At 61.9% G+C, this 15,861-nt stretch carries 9 protein-coding genes; 2 read left to right on the forward strand and 7 right to left on the reverse strand.

Features of this window, described 5'->3' with window-relative positions:
• Nucleotides 1–8: 8 nt before the first annotated feature.
• Nucleotides 9–1,832, reverse strand: coding sequence for an ABC-F family ATP-binding cassette domain-containing protein (locus tag I0K07_RS04205; protein WP_203291579.1), 1,824 nt, complete (start codon nt 1,830–1,832; stop codon nt 9–11).
• Nucleotides 1,833–2,030: 198 nt separating this feature from the next.
• On the opposite strand from I0K07_RS04205, the gene I0K07_RS04210 reads away from it, so the two are divergent.
• The gene (locus tag I0K07_RS04210) at nt 2,031–2,915 is read left to right on the forward strand and encodes an ABC transporter ATP-binding protein (protein WP_203291580.1); all 885 of its coding nucleotides are present in this window, start codon (nt 2,031–2,033) and stop codon (nt 2,913–2,915) included.
• Nucleotides 2,916–2,940: 25 nt separating this feature from the next.
• Nucleotides 2,941–6,543, forward strand: a complete 3,603-nt coding sequence (locus I0K07_RS04215) for an ABC transporter permease/M1 family aminopeptidase (RefSeq protein ID WP_203291581.1) — start codon at nt 2,941–2,943, stop codon at nt 6,541–6,543.
• Between the two features lie 36 nt (nt 6,544–6,579).
• Here the strand turns inward: I0K07_RS04215 and I0K07_RS04220 are convergent, their stop codons facing one another.
• The 6 genes from I0K07_RS04220 to I0K07_RS04245 form a co-directional block, all read right to left on the reverse strand.
• Nucleotides 6,580–7,740, reverse strand: coding sequence for a hypothetical protein (locus tag I0K07_RS04220; RefSeq protein ID WP_203291582.1), 1,161 nt, complete (start codon nt 7,738–7,740; stop codon nt 6,580–6,582).
• A 136-nt stretch (nt 7,741–7,876) separates the two neighbouring features.
• A complete protein-coding gene (locus I0K07_RS04225; protein ID WP_203291583.1) occupies nt 7,877–9,082 on the reverse strand; it encodes a hypothetical protein in 1,206 nt (401 codons plus the stop codon).
• 116 nt (nt 9,083–9,198) lie between these two features.
• Nucleotides 9,199–12,408 carry an efflux RND transporter permease subunit gene (locus I0K07_RS04230; protein WP_203291584.1) on the reverse strand — a complete coding sequence of 1,070 codons (3,210 nt, stop codon included), beginning with the start codon at nt 12,406–12,408 and terminating at the stop codon, nt 9,199–9,201.
• On the reverse strand, nt 12,405–13,481 hold the full coding sequence (locus I0K07_RS04235; RefSeq protein ID WP_203291585.1) for an efflux RND transporter periplasmic adaptor subunit: 1,077 nt from the start codon (nt 13,479–13,481) through the stop codon (nt 12,405–12,407). The genes I0K07_RS04230 and I0K07_RS04235 overlap by 4 nt, the downstream gene beginning before the upstream one ends.
• A 144-nt stretch (nt 13,482–13,625) precedes the next feature.
• Nucleotides 13,626–14,807 (reverse strand): BaiN/RdsA family NAD(P)/FAD-dependent oxidoreductase, encoded by a 1,182-nt coding sequence (locus I0K07_RS04240; RefSeq protein ID WP_203291586.1) that lies wholly within the window; start codon nt 14,805–14,807, stop codon nt 13,626–13,628.
• A 4-nt stretch (nt 14,808–14,811) separates the two neighbouring features.
• On the reverse strand, nt 14,812–15,762 hold the full coding sequence (locus tag I0K07_RS04245) for an alpha/beta hydrolase (RefSeq protein WP_203291587.1): 951 nt from the start codon (nt 15,760–15,762) through the stop codon (nt 14,812–14,814).
• Nucleotides 15,763–15,861: the final 99 nt, after the last annotated feature.

Genomic DNA, 15,861 nt, shown 5'->3' on the forward strand with positions numbered 1-15,861 from the left:
GGCGGGGCCTAGGCCTCGCCCTCGATTTCTTCGCGCAGGGTTTCCAGCTCCAGCCAGCGCTCTTCCTTCGCGTCGCGCTCGGCCATGGCGTCGGCGAGGGCCTGGGAGACCTCGGCGAATTTCACGCTGTCGCTGAACAGGGCCGGGTCGGCCATTTTCGCCTCGAGCTTTGAAATCGTCTCGCCCAGCGCGTCGATTTCGCCGGGCAGGCGTTCCAGTGCGTATTTGTCCTTGTTGGCCATGCGCCGGCGTTCCGGCTTGGCCGTGTTCTGGGCCTTTTCCGAACCGGTTCTGGTGCCATTGGAGTCCGGTTTTGATGCTGTCTTGTCGCTCTGGGAGACGCCGCGTCCCCGCTGGGCAAGCATGTCGGAATAGCCGCCGGCATACTCCCGCCACACACCTTGTCCCTCCGACACGATGACGCTGGTGCAGACCCGGTCGAGAAAATCCCGGTCGTGGGAGACCAGGAAAACCGTACCGGCATAGTCCGCAATCAGGCCTTCCAGCAGGTCCAGGGTTTCCAGATCGAGATCATTGGTCGGCTCGTCCAGAACCAGGAGATTGGAGGGCAGGGCCAGGGCGCGGGCCAGCATGAGGCGCGCCTTTTCCCCGCCCGACAGGACGTGGACGGGCGTGTTGGCCTGTTCTGGCGGGAAGAGGAAATCCTTCATATAGGCCATGACGTGCTTGGTCTTGCCGCCCACCTCGACCTGATTGCCTCCGCCCTGGGTGAGGGCTTCCGACACCGTCCAGTCATCCTTCAGTGCCAGGCGTTTCTGGTCGAGACTGGCCATGTCCAGCTTGGTGCCGAGCCGGATTTCCCCTTCATCCGGCGGCAGTTGGCCGATCAGCATGTTGAGCAGCGTGGTCTTGCCCGCGCCATTGGGACCGACCAGGCCGATGCGGGAGCGGCGCGCAATCTTGATCGAGAAATCCTTCACGATCACCCGCTCGCCAAAGCTCAGCGAGACATGTTTGGCCTCGGCGACCAGCTTGCCGGAATCCTGGCTCTCGCTGGCTTCCAGCTTCACTTGTCCCTGGGGGCCGCGATGCTCGGCGCGCTGGCGTTTGAGGTCATGCAGTTCGGCCAGGCGGCGCACATTGCGCTTGCGCCGGGCGGTCACGCCATAGCGCAGCCAGTCTTCCTCGCGAACGATTTTGCGGTCCAGCTTGTGCTGTTCCAGCTCTTCCTGCTCGAAAATCTCGTCCCGCCAGGCCTCGAACCCGCCAAACCCCTTGTCCAGCAAGCGGGTCCGCCCCCGGTCCAGCCACAGGGTCTTGCGGGTCAGATTCTCCAAAAACCGCCGGTCGTGTGAGATCAGGACCAGGGCTGACCGGCAGGCTGCCAGCTCGCTCTCCAGCCACTCAATCGCGGGCAAATCCAGATGGTTAGTGGGCTCGTCCAGCATCAGAATGTCGGGATCGGGTGCCAGGGCGCGGGCCAGTGCGGCCCGCCGCGCTTCACCGCCGGACACTTTCGCCGGGTCTTCCTGTCCGGTCAGCCCAAGCTGCTCCATCAGATAATCGGCACGATAATCCATATCCCCGGGCGCCAGGCCGGCGACAACATAGTCGCGCAGGGTCGCAAAACCGGAGAGATTGGGTTCCTGCTCCAGATAGCGGATCGTGGCCCCGGGATGGATGAAGCGCTCGCCCTCGTCGGCCTCCACCAGACCGGCGGCGACCTTCATCAGCGTGGATTTGCCAGACCCGTTGCGCCCGACCAGACACAGGCGTTCGCCTTCTGCCACTTGCAGATCGGCCCCGTCGAGCAGGGGCGTCACGCCGAAGGTGAGGTGGATGTTCTGGAGGGTGAGAAGCGGTGGCGACATGGTGTCCCGCATACAAGCCCGCCGGTCTGCGGTCACGCCTTTCCGGCATATTACCGCGACGAAGAGGGACGAAATCGGGAAGCGTCCCTCTGGCTGGAAAGATGAACAAGGTCTCATTTGTCCCACAATCGGGCCGGGCGTATGGTTCCGGCAGGGATAGGAGAGGGCGGGCCTGTTTCACACGGGCTTGAATCAAAAATGCTTGAAATCAATGGTTTGACGAAGACGTACGGCAATGGTGTGCGCGCGATGGACGGGGTCACCCTGTCCATTCCCAAGGGGATGTTCGGTCTGCTGGGCCCCAATGGCGCCGGCAAATCCACCCTGATGCGCACCCTGGCGACGCTTCAATATCCGGACAGCGGCACGATCCAGTTCGGTGATCTGGACCCGATCAAGGAGCCCAAGGCGTTGCGCGCGACGCTGGGCTATCTGCCCCAGGACTTTGGCGTTTATCCGCGCATGTCGGCCCGGGCGATGCTCGACCATCTGGCGGTCCTCAAAGGCATCACCAATGGCAAGGAACGCAAACAGGTCGTCGAAAGCCTGCTGGAACAGACCAATCTGAAACAGCACGCCAACAAGTCGGTCGCCTCCTATTCGGGCGGCATGCGCCAGCGTTTCGGCATTGCCCAGGCCCTGCTGGGTGATCCGCAACTCATCATCGTCGATGAACCGACCGCCGGCCTGGACCCGGAAGAGCGCAACCGTTTCCACAATCTCCTTTCGGAGATCGGTGAGAATGTCGTCGTCATCCTGTCTACGCACATTGTGGAAGACGTCGCCGATCTCTGCCCCAACATGGCGATCATGAACCAGGGCAAGATCGTCGCGAAAGGTGCACCGACCGATCTGATCAAAGAGTTGGAGGGCAAGGTCTATTCGCGGACTGTCGCCAAGGCCGACCTGCCGGCGCTGCGCACCCAGTACAATGTCATCTCCGAGCGTCTGGTCATGGGCCAGGTCGTGATCCGCGTGATCGCGGACAGCGCTCCGGACGGGTTCGATGCGGCCACGCCGGACCTGGAAGACGTCTATTTCGCAACCATCGCCGAAGGCCGCCAGGCCGCGGCGGCGGCCTGATCCGGCCGGCTGCGGAGGACGCGTCATGCTCAGCAAAATTGCCGGATTTGAATTCCGGTTTCAGCTTCTTTCACCCGCCTCGATCGCGATTTTCGCGATCTTCTTCCTGCTGGTTTTCGGCGGGGTCACGATCGACCAGATCCAGGTTGGTGGCGGCGGTTCCGTCAATATCAACTCGCCCAATGCCCTGACGGTGAACATCCTGATCTTCTCGGTCTTCGGGGCGATCATTCCCACCGTCTTCCTGTCGTCCGGCGTGTTGCGGGATTTCGGGTTCAAGACATCCGAACTCTTCTATTCCCGCCCCGTGCGCGAATTCGACTTTGTCCTGGGACGCTTCATCGGCGGTTTTGCGATCACGGCAGCCGTGTTTGCCAGCGTGCCCCTGGCCTTCTTTGTCGGTTCGCTCATGCCCTGGCTGGACCCCGAACTGATCGGGCCGACGGTTTTGTGGTGGCACCCTTATCTGTTCGCCGTTTTCGGACTGGTGAACATGTGGGTGGTCGGCACCATCCTGTTCACCGTGGCCAATCTGACCCGGTCGACCGTGGTGACCTATTCGGCCTTTGTCGGCCTTTTGGTTCTGTATTTTGTCGGCCTGGGTCTGTCCCAGGCTCAACCGACCCTGCGCGAGACTTTCGCCCTGATCGATCCGTTTGGCTTCAACACATTCAACGAGATGACGCGCTACTGGACGGTCTTCGACCAGAATGAGCGTGTGGTCGCGTTTGAAGGCGTGTTGATGACCAACCGCCTGATGTGGATCGGTATCGGTTTTGCCCTGCTTGTCCTGAATGTCGTGACGTTCCGCTTCCGTCGCGGTGGCGGCAAGGTCAGCAAGAAGGCAGCCGCTGCTGTGGCTGGCCCGACGCACGCGATTTCCGAATTCGACTTGCCGCGGGTTACGCCCCGTCTGGATGCCGGCTCGTCTATCGCGCAATTCTTCGCCCGCCTCAGCTTCGAGGTGAAGGGTGTGGTGATGAATGTGGCCTTCTGGATCCTTCTGGTCCTGGGCCTGCTCAACACGATTCCGGGCTTCTTCCTGGGCAATGAAATCTACGGGACGGCGAATTATCCGGTGACCCGCATCATGGTGCAGGTGGTGGAGGGGGCGTTCTCCTGGCTGCCCTTCGTCGTCGTGATCTATTACGCTTCGGAAGTGATGTGGCGGGAGCGCCGTTTTGGCTTCTCCTACATTGTCGATGCCACGCCGACCCCGAGCTGGGTGTTCATTTCCACGAAATTCCTGGCTCTGGGTGTGGTCATCACTGCCCTGATCACGGTGTCCCTGGTGGCCGCGGCCCTGTCGCAGCTCTTGATGGGCTTTGATCAGGTCGAGTTGGGCCAGTACGCCATTCGCGGTCTGGTGGGCATGATCATTCCGGCAGCGCTGGTTGCGGCTCTGGCGATCTTTGCCCAGGTCTTGTTCAACAATCGCTGGCTCGGCATGGCCGCCCTGCTCGTCTACCAGATCATCTCGATCGTGATGGGCAATGTCGGTCTCGACCACAATCTTTACAATTTCGGCAGTGCGCCGGGAGCGCCCTATTCCGACATGAACGGGTATGGGCATTTCCTGGGCATGCAATTGTGGTTCTACGCCTATTGGGGCTTCTGGAGCCTGTTGCTGCTGACCCTGTCCTATCTGTTGTGGAGCCGGGGTTCGCTGACCGCGATCCTGCGGCGTCTCGCGGCTCTGCCGCGGGGCTTCGCCCAGCCCGGAACGGCCATGGTCGGTCTGATTGCGATCGCCGGCATGATCTCGACCGGTGGCTGGATCTACTACAACACCAATATCCTCAATTCGTATCAGTCCTCCAATGCGGCGCGCGCGCAGGCGGCGGAGTATGAGCGGCAATACCTGCATCTGCAGGACGAGCCGCAGCCCACGATCGTGGACACGGCCTATGAGGTAGAGATCTACCCCTCTGAACGCCGCTACACGGCCAATGGCCATTACGAGCTGGAGAACCAGACCGGCGAGACGCTGGACACGCTCTGGATCTCCTATGGCCAGGGCACGAATGTGCTGGACCAGACGCTGGAAGGCGGTTCGCTCGCCAGCGCCGATGAGGAATTCTATCTCTATGAATTCACCATGGATCCGCCGCTCGCACCGGGCGAAAGCCGGAGCTTCAACTTCCAGGTCGAACGCGCCAATCCGGGTTTCCGCAATTCCGGCAATGTGACGACGGTCAATTACAACGGCACTTTCTTCAACAATGGGGAGTCGATGGCGATTGTCGGGTTCAATGGCAATTGGCGTCTGACGGATCGTCAACAGCGCCGGCGCGAGGGTCTCGACCCGATCGACCGGGCTTTCCCGCTGGAAGACGAGACCCATTGGTATGAGAACGGCATCACCAATTCGCACTATGTCGGTTTCCGCTCCGAGGTCTGCACCTCGGCGGACCAGACCGCCATTGCTCCGGGCTATCTGGAACGCGAATGGACCGAGACCGATGACCAGGGCCGTGCGCGGAACTGCTATGAGTATGTGATGGATCGCACGATCCTGAACTTCTACTCTTGGCTGTCCGCGGATTACGCGGTGGCCGAGCGGGAAACCGACGGCATTCTCTACCAGGTCTTCTACCATCCCGATCACGCCTGGAATGTGGAGCGGATGCTGGAAGCCGGCGAGGACTCGATCGGATATTTCTCCGAGCATTTCAGCCCGTTCCAGTATCGCCAGTATCGCATTCTGGAATTCCCGGCCTATGCGACCTTCGCCCAATCCTTCCCGAACACCATCCCGTTCTCGGAAGGCATCGGCTTCATCGCCAATCTCTCGAACCCGGCTGATATCGACTATGTCTACTACGTGACCGCCCACGAAGCGGCGCACCAGTGGTGGGCCCACCAGGTGATGTCGGCCAATGTCCAGGGCGGCACGATGCTGGTGGAGACCTTCGCCCAGTATTCCGCCCTGATGGTGATGCGTCAGGCCTATGGCGAAGACCATATGCGCCGCTTCCTCAAATTCGAGCTGGACAGCTATCTGTCTGCCCGTGGCTCGGAATCCATCGAGGAGCTGCCGCTCTACCGGGTCGAGAACCAGCCCTATGTCCATTACCGCAAGGGTGCAGTGATCATGTATGCGCTGCAGGACTATGTCGGTGAGGATGTGGTGAACCGGGTGATGCAGCGCCTGATCGATCAGCGCGCCTATTCTTCCGATCCCTATGCCACGACGCTGGATTTCCTGCGCATCCTGCGCGAGGAGGCCGGTCCGGAATGGGAAGGCGTGATCCACGACTTCTTCGAGCGGATTGTCCTGTTCGATCTGGAAGCCTCATCGGCGACCGCCACGCAGCGCGAGGACGGCCGCTGGGATGTGACCCTGGAGATCGAGGCGCACAAATTCGAGGCGGATGGTGCCGGTCAGGAGACCGAGGAAGACATCGATTATCTGATTGATATCGGCGTCTTCACCGAGAACCTGGACGATGCCTATGAGGGCTCGGATCACGTGCTCTACATGGAGAAGCACCGGATCGACGAAAACACGATGCGGATCGAGCTGATCGTTGACGAGCAGCCGCTCTATGTCGGGATCGATCCCTACAACAAGCTGATTGACCGGGATTCGGACGACAATCTCGTCCGCGTCCAGATCGTCGAATAGCGTATTGGCCGGCCTGCCCCTTCAGGGGTGGGCCGGTCAGCCGTTCGCAGCGCGGGGGGTCCCGGTGTCGGAGTCGGGCGCCTCGGTGACCCGCTTGTCGATCAATGAGCGCAGGAAGCTGGGGAACATTTCCATCGCGTCGGCAGCCGACAGATTGCCCTTCTCCCGGCCTGTCCACCAATACGCCCAGAATGAGGTGACGTGCGAGACGGCCGAGAGGTCGTGGCCCAACTGGCCGAAATGCCCGGGTGCCTTGAGCAGGAAGCTGCGCAGGGCGGTCGGGTCGGCGCCACCGCAGAAGCGCCGGTACTCACCATCATAATCATCCATGATGGCGGTGAGCGCCGTCCAGCGCTGGCGCACCGTGGCCAGGATCGCCTTGCGGATATCGTTGATTTCCTTGTTCTCGCCCGGCTTGGCGCCGCGAACGATGACATCGTTCAGTTCGATCAGGAATTTGCGCAGATCATCCTTCACTTCGCGCAGGCGCCAGCGGTAGTAGAGGATGCCCTTCCAACCGAAAATGCCCTGCTCATACTGTTCCTCGTCCATGCCGAGGACGGCACGCAGGCCGGACAGCCGGTCCGTATCATTGCTGTCCAGCAATTGCTCGGCGAAGCGGCGGGCGCGGTCATCATCCGGGTCGATATGCTCGTCCCCGAAGGCCAGGCGGACCATGCCGCAGATCTGGCGCGTGACATTGCCCAGCATCGCTTCCTGCTCGGCCGGCGAGATATTGAAGTAGAAGCGCGCGATCGGGCGCTCATCATTGATATAGCGATCTGCCAGCAGGAACGGGTCGAAAGACGGCACCGCCGCCAATTCGCGAATCCGGGCCAGGTCCATCTCGTAATGCTTGTTCAGCACGCCGATGCCCAGGAAGGCCTTCAGGCGCGTCTCGAACCCCTTTTCCTCAACGAAGAAGGAATGGCCGCCCATGGAGAGGTCCTCGGCGCTGACCGGGATGATGATCTTCGTGGCGACCGGGTTCTCCGTATAGAGATACGGTTTGTCGTGCGGCCGGACCGTGTGTTTCAGGAAGAAGGACGCGTTCAGGCGCGGATTCCGGAAGAAGGGCTTGGCCGCCATTTCCAGAGTCTCGCCATAGCGGCGCTGGACCGACCACAGGTCGAGAATGCGGGGCGTGGCGCCGCCGCGGACAATCTTGCGAAGACTTTGACGGTCTGAACCGCTCATGGGTGTGTTCCGGTCTGCATATCCGCATGCAGACTAGCGATCAGGTTTTAATATCCCATAACCGCACCTGTATCGGCGTAAAATCCGGGGCTGCCGCCCTGAAGGGTGGCAGGCGGCAGCCCCGGGGCCGGACGGATCAGGCAGCGTTCGGCGTGAATACGCTGGGGGCAGGAATGGGCGAGCGGAGCCGGCGCTGCATCCCTTCCGATGGAGTCTGCGTGCCGGGTGCCACACGCGTGACGCTGGCAATGAAGTCGGAGAAGAGTGTCACGGCCTCGCGGGCATGCAGGAAGCCCTTCCCGTTCTGGCTGGCCCAGTAACGCCAATAGCCCGGGACATGGCTGACCACGGACAGGTCACTGCCGACATCATAGAAAAGGGTCGGCGCTTTCAGCAGGAATTTGCGGAAACCATTGGCATCCTCGCCGCGGCAGAAGCGTCCGAACACGGTCTCATACTCTTCCATCACACTGGCCAGACTGCCCCAACGGGCGCGCGTTTCTTCGATGATGGAGCGGCGCATGTGGTGGAGTTCCGTGTACTCGTGATCGCTGGCACCGACGATGGTGACGGCTTTCAGCTCGTTCAGGAAGGATTTCAGCGCGGACAGCGCTTCGGCCATGTGGAAGCGGTAGTAGAGAATGCCGCGCCAGCCGAAAATGCCCGCCTTGAATTCCATCTCGGTCATGTCGAGGGATTTGCGGAGCACGGAGAGGCGGCCATTGAGGTCGCAGGCCAGAAGCTGACGGGTAAAGCGCATGGCGCGGTCATCATCGCGGTCATGGGCGTCGCCACCGAAGGCGAGGATGACGACAGAGGCGATCTGGCGCGCCACGGAATCCTCCATCCGCTCCATCTCATCATCGGAAATGTTGAAGTAGAGCTCGTCGATCGGACGGGCATGTTCCCGATAGCGTTCGGCCAGAAGGAAGGGGTCGAAACTGGGCAGGGCGGCGAGTTCGCGCAGCCGGATCAGATCGAGGTCCAGCAAGTGGGGCTCGTCGGCGCGGTCGAACAGCGTGCGCATCTTGGTCGCAAACCCGGTCTCCTCGACAAAGACGGCGTGGCCGCCCAGCGAGAGATCGTCATGGGCCAGCGGAACCAGAATCTTGGTCACGACCGGCTGCGAGGACATCACATAGGGGCGTTCATGGACCCGGACGGTGTGTTTGATCACGAAACAGCGGTTGAGCCGGGGGTGCAGGAAGAAGGGTTGGGCGGCGTGCGCATCGGTATGCCCGAAACGGCGGGCAATGGAATACAGGTCGAGAATCCGGGAGGTTGCGCCGCCTTTGACGATGTTGCGCAAGTCTGAGCGCAGGGTTTCTCGAACGCGGGCCATTCCATGTCTCCTTCGGCCCCGAATCTGTAACCCGGCGGGCTTTAAGGAGAGGTCTGCCTACCCGGGCAGAATTGAATAGAATGCCGGGTAACAGGCTTAACGCCTGAAATCCCCAATTATTCTGCTGGCTGAGATTTGCGGTGGATTCCGAACAGACCGCGGAGGAAGGCTAAACGCTTGCGCCTCCACTCGCCAAGCCGGTGCGGCGCACCCAGCAGGACCGGGGTCAGGATCAGGGTCAGCAGGGTCGAGAAGCCCAGTCCCCAGACCACGGCGGAGGACAGTTGCACCCACCATTCCGATGACGGTCCGCCGACCGACAGAACGCCGTGGGCGAAGTCGGCATTGATCTGGAAGACCATCGGTAGAAGGCCGAAAATGGTTGTGACCGTGGTCAGCATGACCGGTCGCAGGCGTTGGGCGGCGGTGCGCACAATGGCCTCGTCCACAGCCATGCCCAGGCCGCGCAGGCGCTGGAAGGTGTCGATCAGCACGATGTTATTGTTCACGACGATCCCGGCCAGCGTCACGATTCCGGTTCCCAGGAACAGGATGGAGACATAGGGGAAGGTCAGCATCACGCCCAGAAGCACGCCGATCACCGACAGGATGACGGCCTGCAGGGTGAGCATGACGTGCCAGAAATTGTTGAACTGCCAGAGCAGGATCACCGCCATCATGAAGAGCGAGGCCAGCATGGCGCCGGCGAAGAAGGCCCCCGCTGCGGCATTCTCCTCGTCTGCACCCCGGAATTCGATGTCGACGGATCGGTCGATCATTCCAGTGGCAATCTGCTCGTCGATCCAGGTGCGCAATTCCCCGACCAGGATATTGCCGGCATAGCCCTCTGCTGCGTTGGCGCGGATCATGAAGAAGCGTTTGCCGTTGCGCCGATTGATGGAGTCGATCCGTTGATGGGCTTCCCGGGTGACGAAGTTGGAGATCGGCACCGCACCATTGGGCGTGTTCACGCGCAGATCATCGAGCCGGGAAATATCCCGGTCGCTGGCCGGAAAGCGGACCCGGATATCGACCTCTTCCTCTGCGTCGTCCGGGCGGTAGCGGCCGACCAGGGAGCCCGTGGTGACCAGCTGCACAGCGGCGCCGACCTGGGTGACATCGGCTCCGAAACGGCCAGCCTCTTCCCGGTCGACATCCAGACGCCATTCCACGCCCGGCAGGGGCAGTGTGTCCTCGATATCGGTCGTGCCCTCCATCGTGTCCACATGGGCGCGGATCAGACGGGCGGCCCTTTCCAGGGCGGCGGGATCGTTCGAGCTGACCTGGACCTGGATATCCTTGCCGACCGGCGGGCCCTGCATGAAGGGGCGCACCTCGATGATGACACCGGGAATGCCGACCATGGCCTCGCGGATCTGGCGTTCGATCAGGCGGCCATTCGGACGTTCGCCAAAGGGCAGGAATTCCACGAAAATCCGCGCGACACTATCGGCCGGCGTTGCTCCGGTCCCGTCAAAGGGCGAGGCCCCCGGCGGCTGGCCGGCAACGGTGTAATAGCCTTGAATGCCCTCGATTCCATCCAGTCGCCGCTCGGCTTCAAGCGCGAGTTCATACTGCTCGGCCGGGGAGAGATTTCCGCGTGCCCGCACGAAGACATAGAGCCGCTCCGGTTCGGCATCGAGGAAGAATTCGGTCCGCATGGTTGAGGCGTATCCGCCGAAGGCCAGCACAACCAGAATCACCATGCCCAGCGCTGAAAGCGAAACCGTCACCGGCCGGACAACAAGGGCGGCAATCATCCGGGCATAGGCACCGGTCACACCGGGCAGTTTGGATGGATCGCTTTCCTCTTCCGCGTTGAGGCGGGCGAGCGCGGAACTGTCGTCCACAACGCCACCCTTCTTTCCCAGGACGGAGCCCAGCGTGGGCAGGAAGACGAGTGCCATCACCAGGGCCGAGCTGAGGACGAAGATCAGTGTGAGCGGCAGGAAGGCCATGTACTGGCCGGGAATGGAATCCCAGAACAGGAAGGGCACGAAGGCGGCCAGCGTCGTCGCGGTCGAGGACACGATCGGCCAGAACATGCGCTTGCCGGCGCTGGCATAGGCCTGCCGTCTTGTCTCGCCCTCCGCCAGTTTGCGGTCGGCGTATTCCACCACCACGATGGCCCCGTCGACCAAAAGGCCCACGGCCAGCACCATGGCGAACATCACCATGAAATTCACGGTCAGGCCGTAAATGTTCAGCAGGAGGAAGGAGAAGAGGAAGCTGGACGGAATGGCCAGGCCGACCAGAAGCGCCGAGCGCAGACCCAGCGCAGCCACCACGATGATCAGGACCAGCACGATGGCCAGCATGATCGACGAGGTCAGGCTCTGCAGGCTGTTTCTCACATAGGTCGAGAGGTCGAGACTGAAATCATAGCGCACAGTCTCCGGCCAGCGCTGGGCGACCTCGGCGGTCAGCTCCCGAACGGCTTCACTCGTGTCCATGATGTTCTCGCCCGAGCGGCGCACAACCTGGAGCGTGAAGGCGGGCGCGCCATTATAGCGGGCGAAACTGTCCGCATCCTTGAAGGTGCGGCGGACGGTGGCGACATCCTGCAGGGTAACGACGGTATCGCCGGAGCGCGTGAGCGGCAGGTTGAAGGCGTCTTCCTCGCTCTCGAACAGTCCGGGAACCTTCACCTGGAAGCGGGCTTCGCCACTATCCAGAGAACCGGCCGCGATCAGACGGTTATTGGACTGAACGGCATTGAACAGCTGGGCATAAGTGACGCCGTAGGTCTCCAGCAGGGTGGGGTCGATGACAATCTCGAGGACTTCCTCGCGGATGCCCTGGACGTCGACCTGAAGGATTTGCGGCAGGGCCTCGATCTCTTCTTCCAGATCGCGGGCAATGCGGTAGAGCGCGCGCTCTGGCGCTTCGCCATAGACCTGAACGGCAATGGTCGGGGCCAGCCCGGAATTGAATTCCTGGATGATGGGCTCGCGCACATCGTCCGGATATTCCCGGCGGGCCATGTCGACGGCTTCGCGTACATCGAGCACGGACTGGTCGGCATCGAAGGGAACACCGAACTCGGCGACCAGCTGGCCCGCCCCGAGAAGGGCCGCGCCGTCCAGTTCAACCAGGCCCTCGATCGACCGCATTTCGGTCTCCGTCGGGCGGACGATCAGGCGTTCGGCGTCTTCCGGCGAAATGCCGTCCAGCGGCACGACGACGATGACGAAGGGGAAGGGAATATCCGGGTCAGCTTCGCGTGGCAGGGTCAGGAAGGACATCAGTCCGGCGACCAGGGCACACACGAAAATGGCGAGCACCATACGGGCCCGCCCAATGGCGAAATCGACGAGTCCCGTCACCGGGCATCTCCCTCCCGGGCGACCCGGACTTCCACACCGTCCGCGACAAATTCCTGACCCAGGATGATGATTTCGGCGGTTTCCGGCAGGCCGGATACCCAGACTTGTTCGCCATCATCGCTGAGCAATTCGATCGGAACGAAACGGACATGATTGCCCGTCTCCACGATGCGAATGCCCAATTCCCCATCGGAATCGAGCGCCAATATGGAGGCGGGTACGCGATGGGCAGGGCGCACCGGGAGTTCCAGCTGGATTTCTGCTGTGACGCCGGCGCGGATCGAGGCATCCGGATTGGGCACTTCCACTTCGACGCGGAAGGTGCGTGTGGCCAGATCGGCGCGGCGTTCCACGAAGCGGACCTGGCCCTCGACCTGCTGACCGGTCACAAGGCGGATGTGGCCGGCCATGCCGGGAGACAGGGCGGCGACATCGCGTTCGGACACCTCGGCGACCACCAGGATCGGATCCATTTCCACGACAGTGCCGCAAGGATCACCGGCCCGCAGAAAGTCTCCGACCTCGGCTACGCGGCCGTCAAAAATACCGTCAAAGGGCGCGCGCAGATTGATATTGGCCAGCTCTTCCTGCGCGGCTTGCAGGCGGGCCTGGGCGGCATCACGGGCAGCCTCTGTCGTTGCGACCTGATTGGCCGAACGGTGACCGCGCTCGGCCAGTTCACGGGCGGCATCATATTCAAGCTGGCGGGCGCGCAAATCGGCCTCGGCCTGCTCAACTGAAGCGGCACGGGCGTCGACATCCAGCCGGCACAGCACGTCGCCGGCAGAGACTTCGCTGCCTTCGACAATGTCGGCCTGAGCCACACGGCCTCCGGTTTCGGCGCGGACAAGCACTTCCCGGAACGCTTCCGATCGACCCCGCAGGGACAGGATGGCCGGGCGCGGTTCGGCGGAAACCGTACGGGTCACGACCTCGAACAGGCGCACCGGGTCATCTCCGGTCGCCTCATGCGAATCGGCTTGGCCGCTTTGCAGCAGCGTGCCCACGGTGAAGAGGAGAACCACAGCCACGAAGATCGACAGAGCCGCAATATAAGACTTGTTCAGGGTCATGGCCGACTCGAAAAACTGGGTCCGGGCGCATCGGCGTCCGGGCCGAAAGCACTGAATACAGACACCTAGATAACTCCCATCGAGTCGCGTGGCGAGGACTTTCGGGCCGCTGTCCAGCCTGTCCCCCCGATCAGGTCTGGTGCGTTATGCGTATTGGCCGGCGCACCATCCTGATGACCAGGCCCATTGGAAGTTGTATCCGCCAAGCCAGCCGGTGACGTCAACAACTTCTCCAACAAAATACAGGTGAGGTTGGCTAAGTGCCTGCAGGGTCTTGCTATCCAGCGCATGCGTGTCGATTCCGCCCAATGTGACTTCGGCCGTGCGATAGCCTTCCGACCCGGTCGGGCGGAGCAACCAGGCCGACAGTGAAGCTGAAAGTTCGCGCAACACGCGATCCGGTTGGTCGGCGAGATTGCCTGTGGGCAAGCCGGTTTCGTCGAGCAGCTGGACTAGGCGTTTGGGCAGATGATCGGCGAGGATAGTCGACACGCTGCGCCGGCCGTTTTCCTGCCGGGCCGAACGCAGGATGTCGAACCAGTCCAGGTCCGGGCGGAGATTGATCGTGATCTCCTCTCCCTCACGCCAATAGGAGGATATCTGGAGAATGGCCGGTCCGCTGATGCCGCGATGGGTAAAGAGCATGGCCTCGTCGAACGCGGTCCGGTCATTGCTGGCCCGGACCGGCAGGGAAACGCCAGCCAGGGGTTTGAACCGGGTCATCATGTCCGGATCAAAGGTGAGGGGGACCAGTCCGGGACGGGTCTCGGTGACCGGAATCTCGTACTGGCGGGCCACCTCATAGCCAAATCCGGTGGCGCCCATTTTGGGGATCGACTTGCCGCCCGTGGCGATGACAAGGGAGTGGCAATCCAGCGTGTTGCCATCACTCAGGGTGAGGGAGAAGCCGTCGGCTGTCCGCGCGTGTGCGGTGACCGAGGTGTCCAGCTGCAGCGTGACCCCGGCTTCGCGCATGTCGGCAAGGAGGCCGTCAATAATCTGGCGCGCCGAGCCATCACAGAAGAGCTGGCCCAGGGTTTTCTCGTGCCAGGCAATCCCCTTGCGGTCGACCCAGTCAATGAAATCCCACTGCGTGTAGCGTTTCAGCGCGGACTTCATGAAGTGCGGATTGCCGGAGATATAATTCGCGGCGGTGGCGTGGAGATTGGTGAAATTGCAGCGACCGCCGCCGGAAATCCGAATCTTCTCGCCCGGGGATTTGGCGTGCTCTATCAGGCGGACAGATCGTCCCCGCCGTCCGGCCTCGATGGCGCACATCATGCCGGCAGCGCCGGCGCCGATAATGGCGACATCGCAGCGGGACATGCGGTCAGGCCGGCGTGTTGGCCGTGACGCGGTCGAGCCAGTCGGCGAAGTCGTTCAGGGGTTTTTCGCGGCCGATTTCATTGATCGTCTCATGCCGGAAACCCTCGATAATCTCGCAACTTACATCCGTGAATCCGGCCTTGGAGAGGCGGTCGGCGAGCTTGCGGACAGCCTGGCCATTATCGGTCGCCGGATCGAGGCTGCCGCCGATCAAATGGAAGGGGAGGTCCTTGCGAACCGGCTTGAGATTGCGTGTGTTTTCAGCGGCTTCCACCCCGTTGAGGAAGTCCCGCCAGAGCGAGACAGAGGAGGGCCAACCGCATAATTCGTCGGCGACATAGGCATCGACTTCGGCGGTGTCGGAGGTGAGCCAATCGGCATCGGTCCGGCCTTCGGGAAAGCGCTTGTTCCATGCCTTAAAGGTCAATTGATCCAATATGTTGGACTGGGTGTGGTCGCCGCCACCGAGGAGGGCTTCCCACCAGAGGACGAAGCGCATGACGGATTTCAGGCCGCCCAGCGCCATATTCCCGTTCCAGATGGCGGCTCCGGCGAGCTGGTCATGGGCCCGCAGGACGTGATTGAAGGCGACGACAGAGCCCATGCTATGCCCGAAGACAACAAGCGGTAATCCCGGCCAGCGCTGGCGCAATTCCGCTTCAACAACAGAGACATCCGTCACCAGCTTGTTCCAGCCATCCACATCGGCAAAGCGGCGCTCTCCCCCGTCTTTCGCGGTGGTCCGACCGTGTCCGCGATGGTCGTGGGCGGCGACGTGATAGCCTCTGGAAGCGAGGAAATCCGCGAATTTTGCGTAGCGTCCGGCGCGTTCGGCGAGACCGTGATTGATGTGGACTATCCCCCGGACAGGGGCGCTGGCCTCACGTGTGTGCAGGGCAATCGAGGCGCCGGTCGGGCTGTCCAGATGGGTGAAGGGGAAAGTCTCGTCGCTCATACCGCATCCTCTCGGGGGTTCGATTTGACCCTAGCGCGTTTTGTCCAATCGCGTCATGGCTGTAGACACAAGACAAACCGGAAAACGCCGGAAGATTGG

It is taken from the genome of Maricaulis parjimensis, from assembly GCF_016817355.1.
In the GTDB taxonomy this organism is placed as follows: Bacteria; Pseudomonadota; Alphaproteobacteria; order Caulobacterales; family Maricaulaceae; genus Maricaulis; species Maricaulis parjimensis.